At 51.8% G+C, this 16,215-nt stretch carries 15 protein-coding genes; 3 read left to right on the top strand and 12 right to left on the bottom strand.

The genetic code is table 11. From position 1 onward, the window contains the following. Positions 1-75: 75 nt before the first annotated feature. Positions 76-615 carry a hypothetical protein gene (locus MLD66_RS12810; protein ID WP_247218470.1) on the bottom strand — a complete coding sequence of 180 codons (540 nt, stop codon included), beginning with the start codon at positions 613-615 and terminating at the stop codon, positions 76-78. A gap of 363 nt (positions 616-978) precedes the next feature. On the opposite strand from MLD66_RS12810, the gene MLD66_RS12805 reads away from it, so the two are divergent. Next, on the top strand, positions 979-1,542 hold the full coding sequence (locus MLD66_RS12805; protein ID WP_247218469.1) for a Uma2 family endonuclease: 564 nt from the start codon (positions 979-981) through the stop codon (positions 1,540-1,542). 561 nt (positions 1,543-2,103) lie between these two features. Continuing rightward, a complete protein-coding gene (locus MLD66_RS12800; protein ID WP_247218467.1) occupies positions 2,104-2,514 on the top strand; it encodes a J domain-containing protein in 411 nt (136 codons plus the stop codon). Here MLD66_RS12800 and MLD66_RS12795 read toward each other — a convergent pair. The 3 genes from MLD66_RS12795 to MLD66_RS12785 form a co-directional block, all read right to left on the bottom strand. Next, positions 2,449-3,843, bottom strand: coding sequence for an SPFH domain-containing protein (locus MLD66_RS12795; RefSeq protein WP_247218465.1), 1,395 nt, complete (start codon positions 3,841-3,843; stop codon positions 2,449-2,451). The two genes, MLD66_RS12800 and MLD66_RS12795, sit on opposite strands and share 66 nt — an antisense overlap. A gap of 894 nt (positions 3,844-4,737) precedes the next feature. Next, positions 4,738-6,231, bottom strand: coding sequence for a serine/threonine-protein kinase (locus tag MLD66_RS12790; protein ID WP_247218463.1), 1,494 nt, complete (start codon positions 6,229-6,231; stop codon positions 4,738-4,740). After that, positions 6,228-7,433 (bottom strand): FIST N-terminal domain-containing protein, encoded by a 1,206-nt coding sequence (locus tag MLD66_RS12785; RefSeq protein WP_247218461.1) that lies wholly within the window; start codon positions 7,431-7,433, stop codon positions 6,228-6,230. Before MLD66_RS12785 ends, MLD66_RS12790 begins: the two co-directional genes overlap by 4 nt. A gap of 122 nt (positions 7,434-7,555) precedes the next feature. Here MLD66_RS12785 and MLD66_RS12780 point away from each other — a divergent pair, with 122 nt between their 5' ends. After that, positions 7,556-8,467, top strand: a complete 912-nt coding sequence (locus tag MLD66_RS12780; protein WP_247218459.1) for an isoaspartyl peptidase/L-asparaginase — start codon at positions 7,556-7,558, stop codon at positions 8,465-8,467. Here MLD66_RS12780 and MLD66_RS12775 read toward each other — a convergent pair. The 8 genes from MLD66_RS12775 to uvrA form a co-directional block, all read right to left on the bottom strand. Then, on the bottom strand, positions 8,453-8,833 hold the full coding sequence (locus MLD66_RS12775; protein WP_247218457.1) for a hypothetical protein: 381 nt from the start codon (positions 8,831-8,833) through the stop codon (positions 8,453-8,455). The two genes, MLD66_RS12780 and MLD66_RS12775, sit on opposite strands and share 15 nt — an antisense overlap. Positions 8,834-8,989: 156 nt before the next feature. Then, a complete protein-coding gene (locus MLD66_RS12770; RefSeq protein WP_247218455.1) occupies positions 8,990-9,703 on the bottom strand; it encodes a hypothetical protein in 714 nt (237 codons plus the stop codon). A gap of 157 nt (positions 9,704-9,860) precedes the next feature. Then, positions 9,861-10,634 carry an ABC transporter permease subunit gene (locus tag MLD66_RS12765; RefSeq protein WP_247218453.1) on the bottom strand — a complete coding sequence of 258 codons (774 nt, stop codon included), beginning with the start codon at positions 10,632-10,634 and terminating at the stop codon, positions 9,861-9,863. A gap of 115 nt (positions 10,635-10,749) precedes the next feature. Next, on the bottom strand, positions 10,750-11,316 hold the full coding sequence (locus MLD66_RS12760; protein ID WP_247218451.1) for a thylakoid membrane photosystem I accumulation factor: 567 nt from the start codon (positions 11,314-11,316) through the stop codon (positions 10,750-10,752). A gap of 107 nt (positions 11,317-11,423) precedes the next feature. Then, positions 11,424-11,924, bottom strand: coding sequence for a DNA starvation/stationary phase protection protein Dps (gene dps, locus MLD66_RS12755; RefSeq protein WP_247218449.1), 501 nt, complete (start codon positions 11,922-11,924; stop codon positions 11,424-11,426). Positions 11,925-12,042: 118 nt separating this feature from the next. Then, complete coding sequence (locus tag MLD66_RS12750) at positions 12,043-12,303, bottom strand: sulfiredoxin (RefSeq protein ID WP_247218447.1); 261 nt, start codon at positions 12,301-12,303, stop codon at positions 12,043-12,045. 479 nt (positions 12,304-12,782) lie between these two features. Next, on the bottom strand, positions 12,783-13,298 hold the full coding sequence (locus tag MLD66_RS12745; RefSeq protein WP_247218445.1) for an adenine phosphoribosyltransferase: 516 nt from the start codon (positions 13,296-13,298) through the stop codon (positions 12,783-12,785). 37 nt (positions 13,299-13,335) lie between these two features. Beyond that, the gene (gene uvrA / locus MLD66_RS12740) at positions 13,336-16,206 is read right to left on the bottom strand and encodes an excinuclease ABC subunit UvrA (protein WP_247218443.1); all 2,871 of its coding nucleotides are present in this window, start codon (positions 16,204-16,206) and stop codon (positions 13,336-13,338) included. Positions 16,207-16,215 lie beyond the last annotated feature (9 nt).

Below are 16,215 nucleotides of genomic sequence, written 5' to 3'. Positions count from 1 at the left end.
TGGGGTAAGATTAAATGCACGATTTTTTATAGTAGCAGAAAATTCATTAATCAGTTACACAAAAAATTGCCCAAATCACACCGGGTCATTATCGGGCACCGGGTCAGGGTAGTCGTCGGAATCGAGGGGGAGGGGGGGTTGGGTGTGGATGACCACGGGTAAACCGGCTCCCTGCAAGCCCTGGCGAATGCGTTGGGGGCTACCCGGCCAGAGGACAAAGAGGGGGTAAATTTTTTCGGCACCTTCGTTGTAGCCCTGGCTATGGCGGGGGGGCATCACCCAGGCGTAGGGTCGTCCGAGGATGATTTGGGTTTGTCGCCAGCGGTTCAGCAGTTGGGAAAAGTCCTCCGCTTCCCGGTGCATAAATACCAGAATTTCCTGGTCGGTTTTCACCTGCCAGGTGGGGTCGCAGGGGAGGAGGGCTAATTCGCAGGGCAGTTGTACCAGGTGGCCGTCCTGTCGCACCAGGGGCAAAACGATGGGGATCAGGCTATCTTCCTGGCGGCGCATACTGGGGAGAAATTCCAGGTACGAACGGTAGCATTTCAGCAGTGCCATCGCCCCTGTGACCCGGCTCCCCTGGGCCAGCAATTCTTCGTACTCCGGTGTGGTCATGGCATTTCCCGGTACTGTTTCTTCTATATTGACCCACAGCCACCCTGGAGATGCAATAGATTTTGGTATTCACACTTGAATTGTGAGTGAACCTTTAATCCTTAGAAAGTCAAAGTTGCCGGGCACTGGCTCGTTCTAGTTCTGGGGAGTTTTTGTATGCCTACGGCACGCCAGCTAATGTAAATCAAGTGGGATTGCCACATATTAACCAAAACTGTTGGTGGGGGATGAGTTCAGCCGTGATGCCGCAGAGGCGCAATCGCCAGATTGTTCATCATGAATGCGGTGCTTTTTGCGTCACCGTGAGACAAGTAGGGCAATCTACTATACTAAAAGCAAACGTTCAGTCCCTCAGTTAAAACTGTGACTGCCTCTCTAACTCAAATTTTGACGATTGAGGAATTTCTCAAACTCCCACAGATAGAGGAATCCTCCGCCTGGGAATATGTGGACGGGGTGGCTATGCAAAAACCAATGCCCAAAACTCGACAATCTATCTTACAAAAGCGGTTGTTGATTGAGATTGATCGTCATAGTGAACTATACACAGCCCTACCCGAACTGCGCTGTACTTTTGCTGGGCGATCAATTGTTCCTGATATAGCAGTAATTGCATGGAACCGAATTCAAACGAATGAGGTGGGAGAGCCAGAGGATAATTTTATTGCCGCTCCTGATTGGTCAATCGAAATTCTTTCCCCTGAGCAAAAGGTAAATCGTGTGATTGATAACCTTTTACATTGCCTAAAACATGGGTGTCGGTTGGGGTGGATGCTTGATCCAGATGATTATTCTGTGCTAATTTTTGCACCAAAACAAGAACCTAATGTTTGTAGGGGGGGTTGCCAGCTTCAGGTACTCGAGGAAATTCATTTAGAACTAACAGCCGAACAAGTTTTTGCATGGCTGAAAATAGAGAAGCGTTAATGTTCACAACTGGCAAGGAGTATGGTACGGGAAGCCTAAATAAGAATGGAATAGGGGTCGCAGGGCACCGCCCCGCCCTGGTTCTCATCCTCTTGTTAGTCCCATAATAGGCTCTGGGATTGCCATACAAAAATCACGCTTGAATTGTGAGCAAAAATTTAATACCTAGAAAGTCAAGGGTCGCAGGGCACCGCCCCGCCCTGGTTCTCATCTTCTTGTTCATCCCATAATAGGTTCTGGGATTGCCATACAAAAATCACGCTTGAATTGTGAGCAAAAATTTAATACTTAAAAAGTCAAAGGTCGCAGGGCACCGCCCCGCCCTGGTTCTCATCCTCTTGTTAATCCCATAATAGGGTCTGGGATTGCCATACAAAAATCACGCTTGAATTGTGAGCAAAAATTTAATACCTAGAAAGTCAAGGGTCGCAGGGCACCGCCCCGCCCTGGTTCTCATCCTCTTGTTAGTCTCATAATAGGGTCTGGGATTGCCATAGCCATAGCGATAGGTTAAATACAATACATTAGTAAATGTGATCCTGGTGACGCTGGGGAATAGGGATGGTCGGTACCTCGAAGCCAAACTACTACGAAATTCTGGGGGTATCCCGTTTTGCCAGTGGGGAGACCATTCGCCGTGCCTATCGGGAGTTGAGCAAACGTTATCACCCGGATACCACCACCCTACCCATAGCGGTTGCCCAGGAAAAATTCCATCAGATCAATACAGCATACACGGTCTTGATTTCACCCCAACAACGGGCGGATTATGACCAGCAATTGTGGCAAAGTACCCTGCCCCCAGCGCCGACCTTGCAACAAATTCAGCAGATGTATTCCGCCTACCTTGACCCGACGGAGCGCCCCCTTTCGCCGGGGGAATTGTTCGCCCTATTGCTGTTGGGATTAACCTTCGTGGGCTGTTTGCTGTTGGTGGTCGCCTTGGGGTTGGCTCGCTCCGGGGGTGTGTAGGGTGCCCGCTAAATTCAATCCCAAAACCTGATCCGCCTGGTTGAGGAACTGTTGGATCATCTCGGGATACGCCCGCATCAGGGTTGACAATGCCCGCCCATCCCCGGTGTCAATCACATTGATCTGACCGAGACTTAGCTTTTGGGGCACCTGCGCCGCCGTAGCCAACAGCATTTCCAGTTGTTGAATTAATAAGATGGCACTGGCATCCTGACCATAGGTTTGCCACAGGTCATTGAGCATATCCGTCACAGCCGCCGTGGCTCTGGCATTCGCCGCTAGGGGAGCCGCCTCCGCCCGGGCTAACAATTCCTGTGCCTGCCGTCGGGCTTGCGCCGGGAGTACCACATCCGCTTCCAACCGCAACCGCTCCAATTCCGCCCGTACCGTTTGCAGTTCCTGTTCCGCCTTGGCTCGGGTTTCCTGGGCGACCGCTTCCGTGCGTTCCTCCTCCGAGCGTGCCTGCAATTCTAGTTCCGCCTGCATCTTGCGGAGTTCGTTTTGCTTTTGTTGAATGGCGGCTTGCGCTTCCTTTTGGGCAACTTCAGCGGCACGACGACTCTCAGCGGCGGCGGATTCTGCTTCCCGTTCCGCATTGGATTCGGCAATTTTGGCATCCCGAATCATGTTGGCAATTTGTCGCCGTCCAATGGAATTGAGATAATCCACTTCATCGGAAACACTCTGGATTTTCAGGGTGTCCAATTGCAAACCCAACTTAGACAAATCCCGTTCTACATATTGGGAAATGCGGTCGGCAAATTGCAGACGATCCTCATTCACCTGCTCTGGGGTTAGGGTTGCCACCACCCCCCGTAAATTGCCTTCTAAAGTTTCTTTGGCGACCCGGATAATTTCTTCTCGCTTGCGACCTAAAAACCGCTCAATCGCATTCCCCACCACCGCTGGGGCACTGGAAACTTTGATGTTGGCAATCGCTTGAATTTGGAGGGGGATTCCGCCTGCTGAATAGGCGTTTTTGACCTCCACCTGCACCGGCATCGTGGTCAAATCCATCCGGTCCACACTTTCGATAATGGGAATCCGAATCGAGGCTCCCCCAAATACCACCCGGTACCCAACTTTTTGACCACTACTCAACCGGTGTTCCCGCCCGGAAAAAATCAAAATTTCATTGGGATTACAAATATAAATGATCTGGCTCAGGACGACCAGCAACATCACCAGGATAAACAGGGTTAAAAAAGCCAGGGTCAATACCCCCGTCACACTGACACCACCGCCCCCAGCCGCCGTTTGCGCCAATACCGGCAGGGCAAGTACCAAACCCAAGGTATTTAAGCCGAGTAGCCAAGGAACACGAGCCATGATCATTACCCCCTCTTGCTAATTCCCAGGATACCATGCCGCCGTTGGTAAATTTCTGCTTTTGGGGATTGGACATAACGATGAGATTAAGGAGGGATGTGCCAGCCAGAGAACTGCTTCAATAAACTGTTTACAGCCTGTTTCTTTACTAAATTAAGGGAACCTCTATTGATTTGAACCAATCATCAATCCCAGCGTGGGAATGCCTATATTAGTCCAGAACCAAGGGCGGGGGTGCCCCCCTGCGACCGCTAACTTTGAATTTAGGGAACCTCTATTGATTTGAATCAATCATCAATCCCAGCGTGGGAATGCCTATATTAGTCCAGAACCAAGGGCGGGGGTGCCCCCCTGCGACCGCTAACTTTGAATTTGAATTTATAGAGGTGCCCTTAATATTGATGCTATCTTCTGTGGACAAAAAAGCGAATAGCTTCTGCCAGTGACAACAATCCGATGCGATTAACGTTCACTTGCGTGCCATAGGCATACAGAAATTCCCCAGAACCAAAAACCGGGGCTACACCTCTGCGACCGCTCTTGAGAAGTGCCCATAAACTACGCCCTGGTGACCAATGTTTCAGGTTTTTAGAGCTAAGGCTTGATCTGGGGCAAAACTTCCGACCGGCAGGGGACTGGATTCACCCCCGTTACCTCGGTGCATGGGCGGGCGACCGGCTGGGGGATGGGTTGACTGAAAAGATTTTTTTATCATTTCCCCATCCATTAAATGTAAAGTTTTATAAATGAATCGGGGGTAGCAATTGTTACTTAATATGGAGATAGGCAGATTTCAGTTAGCTGGAAGCGAAGGCTGAGGCTGAACTGGGATTGTCCAACTCTGAGAAATCTTGGTGACGTTTGGCCGGTTCTGGAGGGAATCCGGCTCTTTTTTTAGGGACATTCCCCCCAAAGTACGGTGCTACAGTCTTTGATGCGGGTTTCCAGTTGGGCGATTTCCTGCTGGCATTGGGCTTTGAGTTGTGCGATTTCGCTGGCGGCGGCACCGGGATTGCTGATGGTATCCAGTTCGGCCAATACTTTTTGCCATTGGGCTTTGGCGGTTTGCAGTTCCTCCAGGGTTTTGGCTTGGGCAGTGCTTTGGCTGGCTTGGGTGACCAGGGTACGGGCGGTGGTCAAGGCCGCAGGCGTGGGTTTGGGTGCCAGTTGTTGCCAGCCGAACCAACCTCCTGCCCCCAATACCACTAGGGCCGCAATTCCTCCAGCTACCCAGGGGAGTGGCTTGGACGGGGATGGGGTCGAACTAGGTAATGGGTTGGCGGTGGCAGGCTGGGGTGTGGGCATCATGACTGTGGGAGTCCCCAGGGGGGCGGGTTCCGTCCGGTCTATATCCCCGATTTTGGCAGTGCCCTCACCAAGGGTTGGGGTTGCCGCTGGTACGGTTTGATCCGCTTGATCCGCCGGGCGAGCGACCTGGGAAGCAGGGGTGGTCGGCTCAATTTCAAAGGGGGTGGTGGGGGCGTGGGGTTGGGCTTCCCGGTAGGTGGGTTCCGCTACCCGCAGTGCCAGATTTACCCCTGCCGGGGTGGAGCTAGTCGCCAGTTGGGGTAAACCCGCCAAGAGGGGTTGCAAATCCTGAAACACTTCCTCCGCCCGTTGGTAGCGTTGGCTGAAGTGGTAGCGCACCATTTTGGAGAGAATCTGCGCCAATGCGGGACTCACGGTGGCTCGGTCTTGCCAGAGGATTTCCCCCGTGTCCACGTCTTCGGGCAAGTCCCGGGGATGCACCCCTGTCAACGCCTGAATGGCCATCATCCCCAGGGCGTAGAGGTCACTGCTAAAGCGGGGTTTGCCGCTGGATTGCTCCGTGGGCATATAGCCTTGGGTGCCGATTCCCACCGTATGGCTGGCTTCTTTCGGGGTTTCCCCTTCGATTTGCAAATGCTTCACCGCCCCAAAATCGATCAACACCAGGTTGCCGTCCCCCTGGCGGCGGATCAAATTGCTGGGTTTCAAATCCCGGTGGATCACCCCGTGATTGTGGATAAATTGCAGAATTTGCAGGACATCCGTGAGAAAGGTCAACACCCACCCCTCGCTGAACACCCGCCCGGGCACCAATTCCTGCGCCAGGGTATGACCGGGGACGAATTCTTCCACCAAATAAAACTCTTGATTTTGCTCAAAAAAAGCCAACAACTGGGGAATTTGGGGATGGCGCAATTTCTCTAGGGTTTCCGCTTCCTTATAAAATAACCGGCGGGCAACCTCCATCGTCTGTTGATTGTGGCTACCGTGGAGCATCTTCACCACGCATTGGGGTTGGCCCGGACGTTTGGTATCCTGGGCCACAAAGGTTTTGCCAAACCCCCCCGCCGCCAGGGTTTCAATGATCCGATACCGCCCGTCCAACAGCTGGTTGATCACGGTTCCCCCGCATACCACAGCACAAAGACTGAAGTATAGCCGTGCAGGTAGGTGGTATCCCCCACCGGGCCAATCTCCCCATTACAAAAGCACCCCGCCAGCGCCGTCCCCGGCAGATAGCTCTGGAATAGGTGGGAATCCACATCCGGGCGACCGTAGAGGTGTTCCCCCCGCCCCAAACAGGCGAACATCAACGCCCCCAGGGGTGGTTCGGGATGGTGCCGCACATGATTTTCCAGGAGTTGTTGCAAATCCGCCGTCGAGGTCTGGGCATCCCGCAGATGAAACTGCACCCGCTGGCCGGGGCGTACCCGGTCCCCAATGGCAATCGCCCCATGCCGGGGGTCAATCCCCAATAAATTGCGAATCAAAAAATCTGTCTGGGTGAGTTCCTGCTTAAATTCATCCCCCACCACCCCAATATGCAAACCGGATTGCGCCAGTTCCCGATCCTTATCATCCAGATTTTGGATCAGATTTTGCAAAACCTGTAGGGGCGTACGGTCTTCTAAACCCAGGATGATATTCCGTTCCCCCCGGGTCACCCGGTACGGCTCCCCAATTGGACGGCACCCCTGCGCCACAATCGCCTCCGCCCGCAGACCAGCCACCGCCACCCCCACCACCCCCTGGCGCACCCATTCCTGCTGGCAAAATAACCCATCCCCCACCAGACCGCCCGCCTTGACACTGCGGGGGTATGCGTAGTCCAAACCCTGGAGCACATCCGTAATTTGGCTCGTCGCCGGGTCAGCCAACAGGATAAAATGGGGTTCCTGGGCGGGGTCAACGCCAATCAAATCCACCCAAGCCTGGGGCGGGCTATCCAAATCCGGTAAATCCTTGGGCGATAAAACCAAAGGTTGTACCTGCACCCCCGGCAGACGGGCAACGGTCAAGGACAGGGCGGGCTTCCCCTCCACCTCCCGTGCCACCCCATTGGGCAGGGAACCGATAATGCCATTCCCCCCACAGCCGACCAAGCATCGCACCGGCAGATATTCATGCAAGAGGGGCAAAAGCCGGGAATACTCACTGGTGAAACTTTCGCTAATAAACAAAAAGGCTAAATCCACCGGGCGCACGCTCTGCACCTGTGCCGTCACTTCCTGAATCGCCCGTTCTAGGGAGACCTGGGTGGAAAGAGCCGTCATCCATAGGGGTTGAATGGGGTTGGTTTCCGCATCCACAAAACGTTCCATTTTTGCCAGTATTATCCCCAGGGTATTCACTTAATACCAGTCAGTGTAGCCGATAGGTTCGCCTTTGTGGAGTCCGGCGGGGAACATGGTACAAAAGAACTATGCCGTTTCCGGGATATGCCGTGTCCTACCGCCTTGGCAGTCAACCCAGTGCCCCTGGTCCGCAGGTGATCATTCATGGGGGGGCAGGTGCCACCCTCAAAAGTAAAGGAGCCGTTTCACCCCTGCGGGAATCCCTGCATCACATTGTTCACAAAATTTATGAGCATTTAACCCAGGGAATGCCTGCCCTAGAGGCGGTGGTCAGGGGTTGTCAAATGCTGGAAGATGACCCCCAATTCAACGCCGGGACAGGGGCGGTTTTGCAATCGGATGGGCAGGTGCGCCTGAGTGCCGCTTTGATGGACGGGCATACCCAAACCTTTAGCGGCGTGATCAATGCCCAACGGGTACAGCATCCGATTACCTTGGCGCAATTTTTGCAAACCCAAAACGACCGGGTGATCGCCGATGTGGGCACCGTAGAACTGGCAAGGGAACTGCATATCCCGCTGTACAATCCCATTACCCCCCAACGCCTGCAGGAATGGGTGAACGAATGCAAAGACGGGGCGTTGATGAATTTGGTCAGCGAGATGGGCACAATTGGGGTGGTGGTGCGGGACATCCAGGGGCATCTGGCGGCGGGTACATCCACCGGGGGCAAAGGGGGGGAACGGATCGGGCGGGTGAGCGATTCCGCCATGCCTGCGGGCACCTACGCCAATGATTGTGCCGCCATTAGTTGTACGGGGATTGGGGAAGATATTATCAATGAATGTCTCGCCGCCCGGATTGTGGTACGGGTTACCGATGGCATGACCTTAGCCGAGGCATTTGAACGCTCCTTGGCAGAATGTGACCAACGGGGACGGGATTTGGGAGCCATCGGTTTGGATGCCCAGGGCAATATCGCCTGGGGTCACACCACGGAAATTATCCTGGCGGCATACTGTACTAACAATATTATCGGAGATACTCTACCGACCGCATAGGACATCGTAGTCATAGCCCATGCCCCCAGCGGCGGTGGTGTAGTTCGCCGACCAGTCTTTTTGGTTGAGGGGTTGCCAGCCCTTGCCACTGGTGAAGTCTTGGCTGGGGCTAAACGCCACTTTTTTGTCGAAACATAGTGCCCAGGCATAGACCGGTTGGGGCGCACCGGATTTTTTGCCGTTGGTGAACATTTGTTGCTGAAACGCCCCCCGTTTAATGCCATCGGCGACCATTTCCACCGACCCAACCAAACGAGCTTCTATCCCACAGCCCGTGCCGCACCCATAGCTGAAGGTTTTAGGAGCCGCTACCGCCGTACCCCCCAGTGCCAAAACCACTGCCACCACTGACCAATTGATATTCATATTCCCCCCTCGTAAAAAACAGATTGAGCTTATCACCCATCAGTGAGTGATTACCACAAAGACATGGTTAAAAATTAGGATGTTCCACAGGTTACAAATTATAGGGATTATCGTCGCAGGGGCATGATTGAATTCCCCAGAATTTCTACGCATAATTTAGATGGGATGGCTACGGTTCTCAGTCTGATGTTCGCCTTTACTCATGTCGTCCTGTCTGTTTACTTCCCGATAAGATGAAGTTCTTTTTGATGGTTGCTGTAGTTCTAGTTGTCCCAGGTAAATCAAACCCTCTAAATCCTCAGAAGCGGAAGGCAAATATTTTTTTACGAGTTGCCTGGTTTCATTGCGGGTTACTTCGTCTGCCTGCCCCATCATTCTGCTAATATCTGCCAGGTCAATCGTTCGGGATGCTTGTAATTTCATGAGTACTAAATAGGGTAAGGGCATAATTGGTAAGTTGAAAGGATTATTGCGGTTCGGATTGCGAATTGCCTCGTCTGCCCATTCACTATTGGATTCTAATACATCTAGGTTCGTTTGATCAGGTAATATCCAATGGCTCCCTGGCACTGATAATTCTCCCACATAGGAAGAACCCGCCGCCTCTAGTTCCTGGTATGCCAAATCTGCTTGGGATTTTCTAATTAGTACATCTAAATCTTCGGTTTCCCTTTCCGCAGAGTAGGCTCTAGTCGCTACCCCGCCGCAAACCACAAAGGGTGTGGTTCTAAAAATATCATTAATATCGCTCACGGGTAACCTCCAGTTGCGTTTTGTGAAATGTTCTACGCTACTACCTGCACCGGGTTGAACTCTTCTGAGGCTCATATTTACCAAAAAGCGTCGGTTAGCCTGATTTTGATCTTGCATGGTGGGTGGGGAACAGGTTTTAGTTTTATTAACTAGGATAACTCGAAAAATCAGTTGTGTCCCCAGTCTTTTGTAACATCAGTATTTCGTTGGGGTCATTTTCAGTTGGTTCCAATCCATAGAACTATCCTCAAGTTAACAAATTCTCAGGGGCAGACTAAAACTCCCGCCGGGCAAAAATAAATACGGTTAACGCCAATAGAAATACGGTATATAAAATGCCATACACCACACTGGCAACCAAAACCCCCGCAGAGGGTAATAGCCCATAAACTGCTGTATTTTTCAAATCCAACCGGGACAGGTCAGGCACGACCAGAAAAAAGCCCTTTAATACTGCTAACAATTGGGGGTTGCGAATCACTCGCCCCAAGGTAATCACATCCGAACTCAAGTGACCAATAAAAAACGTGGCAAGGGTGAGAAAAATAGCAATCAAGGGACTGGTAAAAATACTAAAAAGTAAAGCCGCCGCTGTTAACAAAGCAAATTCAATCAACATAAACCCGATGGCGGTAAGGACAGGAACCAAAGGATAGGTAATTTTGAGAATTGATAAATAACCCAAATACAGTCCCGCCATGACCACGAGTAATAGGGTTAATGCCCCCAATAAACCCAGGTGTTTTCCCACCACCAATTCCAGACGGCTAATCGGTTTGGCAATCACAATAAAAATCGTGCGTTTTTCCACCTCTCGTGCTAATAGATTCGGGGTGGTAAAAATCACAATCACCAACCCAAAAATCAGCATCATGGCGAGACCAAAATCGGTGATGATTTTATTTTCCGTTGCCGCCGCCACTTCGGTAATCAGGGCACCTCCCGCCACTAAGCCAATCGCATACAACCCGGCTAGATAGAGCAGTCGTTCCCGCAGAAGTTCTAAAAAGACGTGCTTGCTGATCGCCCAAATACGGATAAAATTCATCCGCCTTCCTCCACCCCTTCATTGATTGATTCTATGGCAATCATACTGGATGGATGTACGAAAATTCCGCTGAACTAAGCACGGGTACAGTACCCCTGTGACCAGTTTTCACACCTCAATTAGGATGACTTGGGGACGGTGCCAACTCCACATTCACTTCATTAAATTGCTGAGGCGATACCTGCACAGGTTGGCGGGGCGTGATCCCAAACCAATTGGCTAACACCTCATCCAAATGATTTAAGGAAACTTGCCCGATTTCATCCAAAATGATATGGTTTTCCCCGTCTTTTCCCCCCAGGAGTACCACCTGCGGCACCCGCCCCCGATAGTAACGCATGGGGTTGGTGGGGTCAGGGTCGTCCGTCGGCACCAGGCTATCCACACTGATGGGAATAATATCAATCGCCCGCCCATAAAAGCGTTGCACCTGGGACACGGTACTGGCAAATACCTTACAATCCCGGCTGTCATCCAGGTAATAGACCAACATGGCGGGACGTTCCGGCACGGCTAATGCCTCCCTGAGACTGACCCGGGGGGGCACCAGCGAACCATTCCCCGCATACAAGGCAAAGATATTGCCATCAAAGCGGTCATCCTGTAATCCCGCCCAACCGGGTTGGCTACACCCGCCCCAGGTGAGGAGAAACGCCAATACCCAGGCGATGATTCGTGTCATGGTGGTTTTTGCCTAGAAAGGTTATTTTTTTTATAACGCTTAATGGCATCACCACCCAACCACGGGCTACCCATCCCGGATAACCCGCTGGCTGAATTTAGCAGAATTTAACCGTGCAAGTGGGCTTCCAAAAACCAGAGCCGCTTGTCCGCCGTGCGGGAAATGCCGGTGAATAAATCCGCCGTATCCGCATCCCCCAGGGCAGAGGTCTGGTCAATTGCCTGCCGGACAAACTTGGCGTACTGGGCATAGCGGTCCGCCAGGGCAATCAGATGGTCTTTACCCGTGACCGCCTCCAGGGGATATTCGGGCAAATCCGATGCCTGCGCCGCCGTCCGTAGCGTCCCCAGGGCAACCCCAGCCAACGCCGTCACCCGCTCCGCCAAATCATCCACATAGGCGAGCAATTCCCCGCTCATGGCATCAAACAATTCGTGCAGGGCATAAAAATCCGACCCTTTCACATTCCAATGGGCTTGTTTGGTCTGGCTATATAGGTCAAAGGTATTCGCCAGGGCTTGGTTCAAAATCGCAATCACCTGCTCCCGCACCTCCGGGGATAAATCCAACCGGGTCGGGTACAACGTCGGTTTCACTTGGGTAGGCATGATTTGGGTACTCCTAAATAAGCAACACAATGAACGTACAATCAACACACAACGAACACACGATAGACGCTGGGCAATGGACGCAATGACACACCGGCGAGCTTACTTCTCGATGGTATCAGGCTAGGTGAAGCCGCAATACCTCCGGGGTCGCCCGCCGCACCCGACAGCGAATGGTCGGACGTTCCAGCCGTTGCATCGCTTCGTAACGATGACACCCGGAAAACCCGTAGTACAAACCATCCACCTCCAGCACCTCAATCGGCTCCTGTTGACCAATGGCGGCGATGGAAGCCATCAACTGCGCCACCTTCTCCGGGTCAGTCCGCCGGGGCAATGGTCGCCGAATCTGGGCTAAAGGCAATTCCATGATCCGCATCCCGCACCTCCGCTTATCGTGACTGTCTTAATCATACTCGTAATGACTATGACTTAGCAACCCCAGTGATCTCTAATTTGGGGGCGATGGGACTACGGATTTCCCCTGGGGATACCTTATTTTCGTCAGGTTATCTAGCAATCTCGGATGATTTGTGAGAATAATAAGTTTATCAAAAGCTAAAATCTGGCTGTAAATTGAAATTCTCAACTTTCATTGCACCCATTGAAGGTTATCTCGTCGAAATCTCCATACTAATGGCTAGGCCGCGCAGGCTATCGAGAACCATACACCGCAGGTGCTTCTTTGACGGGGGTTACGCCCCTGCAACCTATTTTTAGAAGTGCCCATATATTTAGTTTTGGTTACGTCCTTAAAATATCGAAATTCCAATTCAGTTTAAGGTAAGGGTTCCAGGAATACCGCCCCCGTACTTGGTTTTAGGGAATATATCCAACTTACTTGAAATGACTATAAATCTATTCATAAATAATCAGGGTTTCCACCGGAGCCGGGGGCAGTTGTTTGCGTCCACCCAATCCGGCTAACTCGATGATAAAACCAAATCCCACCAGTTCCCCCTGCGCCTGATGCACCAATTCCGCCACCGCCCGTGCCGTCCCGCCGGTAGCCAGCAGGTCATCCACCACCAGTACCCGTTGGTTGGGCTGGATGCCGTCTTGGTGAATTTCCAGGCGGTCCGTGCCGTACTCCAGGGCATATTCCCGTTGATGCACCGGCCCTGGCAGTTTCCCCGGTTTCCGCACCGGCACAAACCCACAGCCCAGGGTGTAGGCTAAGGGCACCCCAAAGATAAAGCCTCGGGATTCCGGCCCCACCACCATATCAATCCCCTGACCCTGGAACCGGCGTGCCAATTCATCAATCGTGAACCGCAACCCCTGGGGGTCCGCCAACAGGGTCGTGATGTCCCGGAACAAAATGCCCGGTTGGGGAAAATCGGGAATGTCCCGGATCAGGGTTTTCAAATCCATAGAAGTGGCTTGGGGTTCACTAGGGTTTTATTATCCCCTATGCGGGCGCATTTGCGGTTAATTCCAGGGGCGGATGTTGCGCCAACACGGTTTTGAGGTAACGCCCCGTGTGGGAATGGGGGTGGTTCGCCACCTGTTCGGGGGTGCCCACAGCGACAATTTGCCCCCCCCGCTGTCCTCCCTCTGGTCCTAAATCAATTACCCAATCACAACAACGAATCACATCCAAATTATGTTCAATCACCAAAACCGTATTCCCTTTATCCACCAATCGCTGAATAATATCTAACAACCGATGCACATCATAAAAAGATAACCCCGTCGTAGGTTCATCAATCAAATATAGGGTTTTACCAGTGGCACGGCGGGATAATTCCGTAGCCAGTTTAATGCGCTGGGCTTCTCCCCCCGATAACGTGGGCGCTGTCTGCCCCAACCGAATATAACCCAAGCCCACATCTACTAAGGTTTGTAACCGACTCACCGCCTGAGGAATGGCATCAAAAAAACCGCAGGCTTCCTCCACCGTCATATCCAATACATCGGCAATGGATTTGCCTTTATATTTCACTTCTAAGGTTTCCCGACTGTAGCGTTTGCCCTGGCACACATCGCACTGCACATACACATTGGGCAGGAAGTTCATTTCAATTACATTTACCCCTTGCCCCCCACAGGCTTCACAGCGTCCCCCCTTGACATTGAAGGAAAAATGTCCTGCTTTGTAGCCCCTGGCTTTTGCTCCCGGAGTTTCTGCAAATAGGGCACGAATTGCATCAAATGCCCCCGTATAGGTGGCGGGATTGGAACGGGGGGTACGTCCAATCGGGGATTGGTCAATCACAATCACTTTATCCAGGGCATCTAACCCGTGAATCGCTTTGAGTTCCTTGGGAAATGGGATTTTATGACCGAAATAATGCGCCAGGGCTGGATGCAATAATTCATTGATCAAAGTGGATTTTCCTGACCCAGAAACCCCCGTCACACACACAAACATTCCCAGGGGAATTTCCACATCAATATGTTTTAGATTGTGGCGATGGGCATCTTTTAAGCAGATACGTTTGCCATTGCCTAGACGGCGTTGGGCTGGGGTGAGAATGGCTTTGCGGCGGGATAAATAAGCCCCGGTTATGGAATCAGGATGGTCTAAAATTGCCTGTAAATTTCCTTGGGCGACAATTTGCCCCCCATGCACCCCCGCCCCGGGTCCAATATCCACTAAGTGATCCGCACTAGTAATGGTTTCTTCATCGTGTTCGACCACAATCAAGGTATTCCCCAAATCCCGCAGGCGTTTTAATGTGGATAATAACCGCCCATTATCCCGTTGATGAAGTCCAATACTGGGTTCATCCAACACATACAAAACCCCGGTCAAACCGGAGCCAATTTGGGTGGCTAAACGAATCCGTTGTGCCTCGCCCCCGGATAGGGTCATCGCCGCCCGGTCTAAAGTTAAATAATCCAAACCCACATCCAACAAAAATTGCAGGCGTGCCCGAATTTCTTTTAGTACCAAATGGGCAATTTGTGCCTGCCGGGGCGTGAGTTCCAACCGGTCAAGTAAATGGGAACATTCCTGCACGGAAACTTGCGTCAAATCCGTGATTCGATAGCCCCCCACCCGCACCGCCAAGGCTTCGGGTTTTAACCGGGCACCCTGACACACCGGACAGGGGGAATCTAACCGATATTGATCCAATTTTTGTTGCATCAATTCGGAACTTGCCTCCCGATATTGCCGTTCTAAAATGCCTAAGACTCCCTCGTATTTTTTCCAAAATCCCCGGTTCGAGCGATACAGAAAATCCCCCTCCATCCAAATCGGTTCTTCCGTACCGTTTAAGATAATTTCCTGTTGTTCTGGGGTTAATTTGTCCCAGGGAGTGGACAATTCAAATCCATAGGTCAATCCCAAGCTATGCAGTAAACCTAAATAATAATCGTGGGGTTTATCGGACCAAGGGGCAATGGCTTGGTATAAGGGTAATTTGGGGTCGGGGATCACCAATTCGGCACTGAATCGCCGCAAAAAACCCAGCCCGTGACATTCTGGGCACGCCCCATAGGGAGAATTAAACGAGAATAATCGGGGAGATAATTCCGACATCACCGCCCCATGTTCCGGGCAGGCAAAATTTTCCGAAAAAGCCAAATCCCGCCACTGTTCCCCCTCTTGCACACTGACAATAACCACCCCTTCCCCATGCTTCAAACAGGTGGTCAATGAATCCACCAAACGACTGTATAAATCCGGTTTGATCACCAATCGATCAACTACAATTTCCAGGCAATGATTATGGTTTTTATCCAATTGAGGAACATCCGTTAAGGGATAAACCGTACCATTCACCCGCACCCGGGCAAAACCATTTTGGGCAATCTGGGCTAGGACTTTTTGATGGGTGCCTTTTTTCCCCTTCACCACTGGGGCAAGCAATTGAAACCGGGTGCCTGCGGGAAAATGCAAAATTTGCTCGGCAATTTGATCCACCGTTTGGGGGCTGATATTGTGGTCACAAATCGGACAATGGGGCACCCCCGCCCGCCCAAATAATAGCCGTAAATAATCATAAATTTCCGTCACGGTTCCCACTGTTGAACGGGGATTATGGGAGGTGGATTTTTGGTCAATGGAAATGGCGGGACTTAACCCTTCAATGGCATCCACATCGGGTTTATCCAACTGTCCCAAAAATTGGCGGGCGTAGGCACTCAGGGATTCCACATACCGGCGTTGCCCCTCCGCAAAAATCGTATCAAACGCCAGGGAGGATTTCCCCGAACCCGATACCCCTGTAAACACAATCAACTGATTGCGGGGCAGTTCCAAATCCACATTTTTGAGATTGTGCTGGCGGGCACCCCGAATCCGAATCACATCCCGATTACTCGAACCCATAAATGCCGC

Origin of the sequence: Synechococcus sp. C9 (assembly GCF_022984075.1) — a bacterium.
In the GTDB taxonomy this organism is placed as follows: Bacteria; Cyanobacteriota; Cyanobacteriia; order Gloeomargaritales; family Gloeomargaritaceae; genus Gloeomargarita.
Note: the sequence above shows the minus strand (reverse complement) of the source record. Positions and strands in the feature narration are given on the sequence as shown.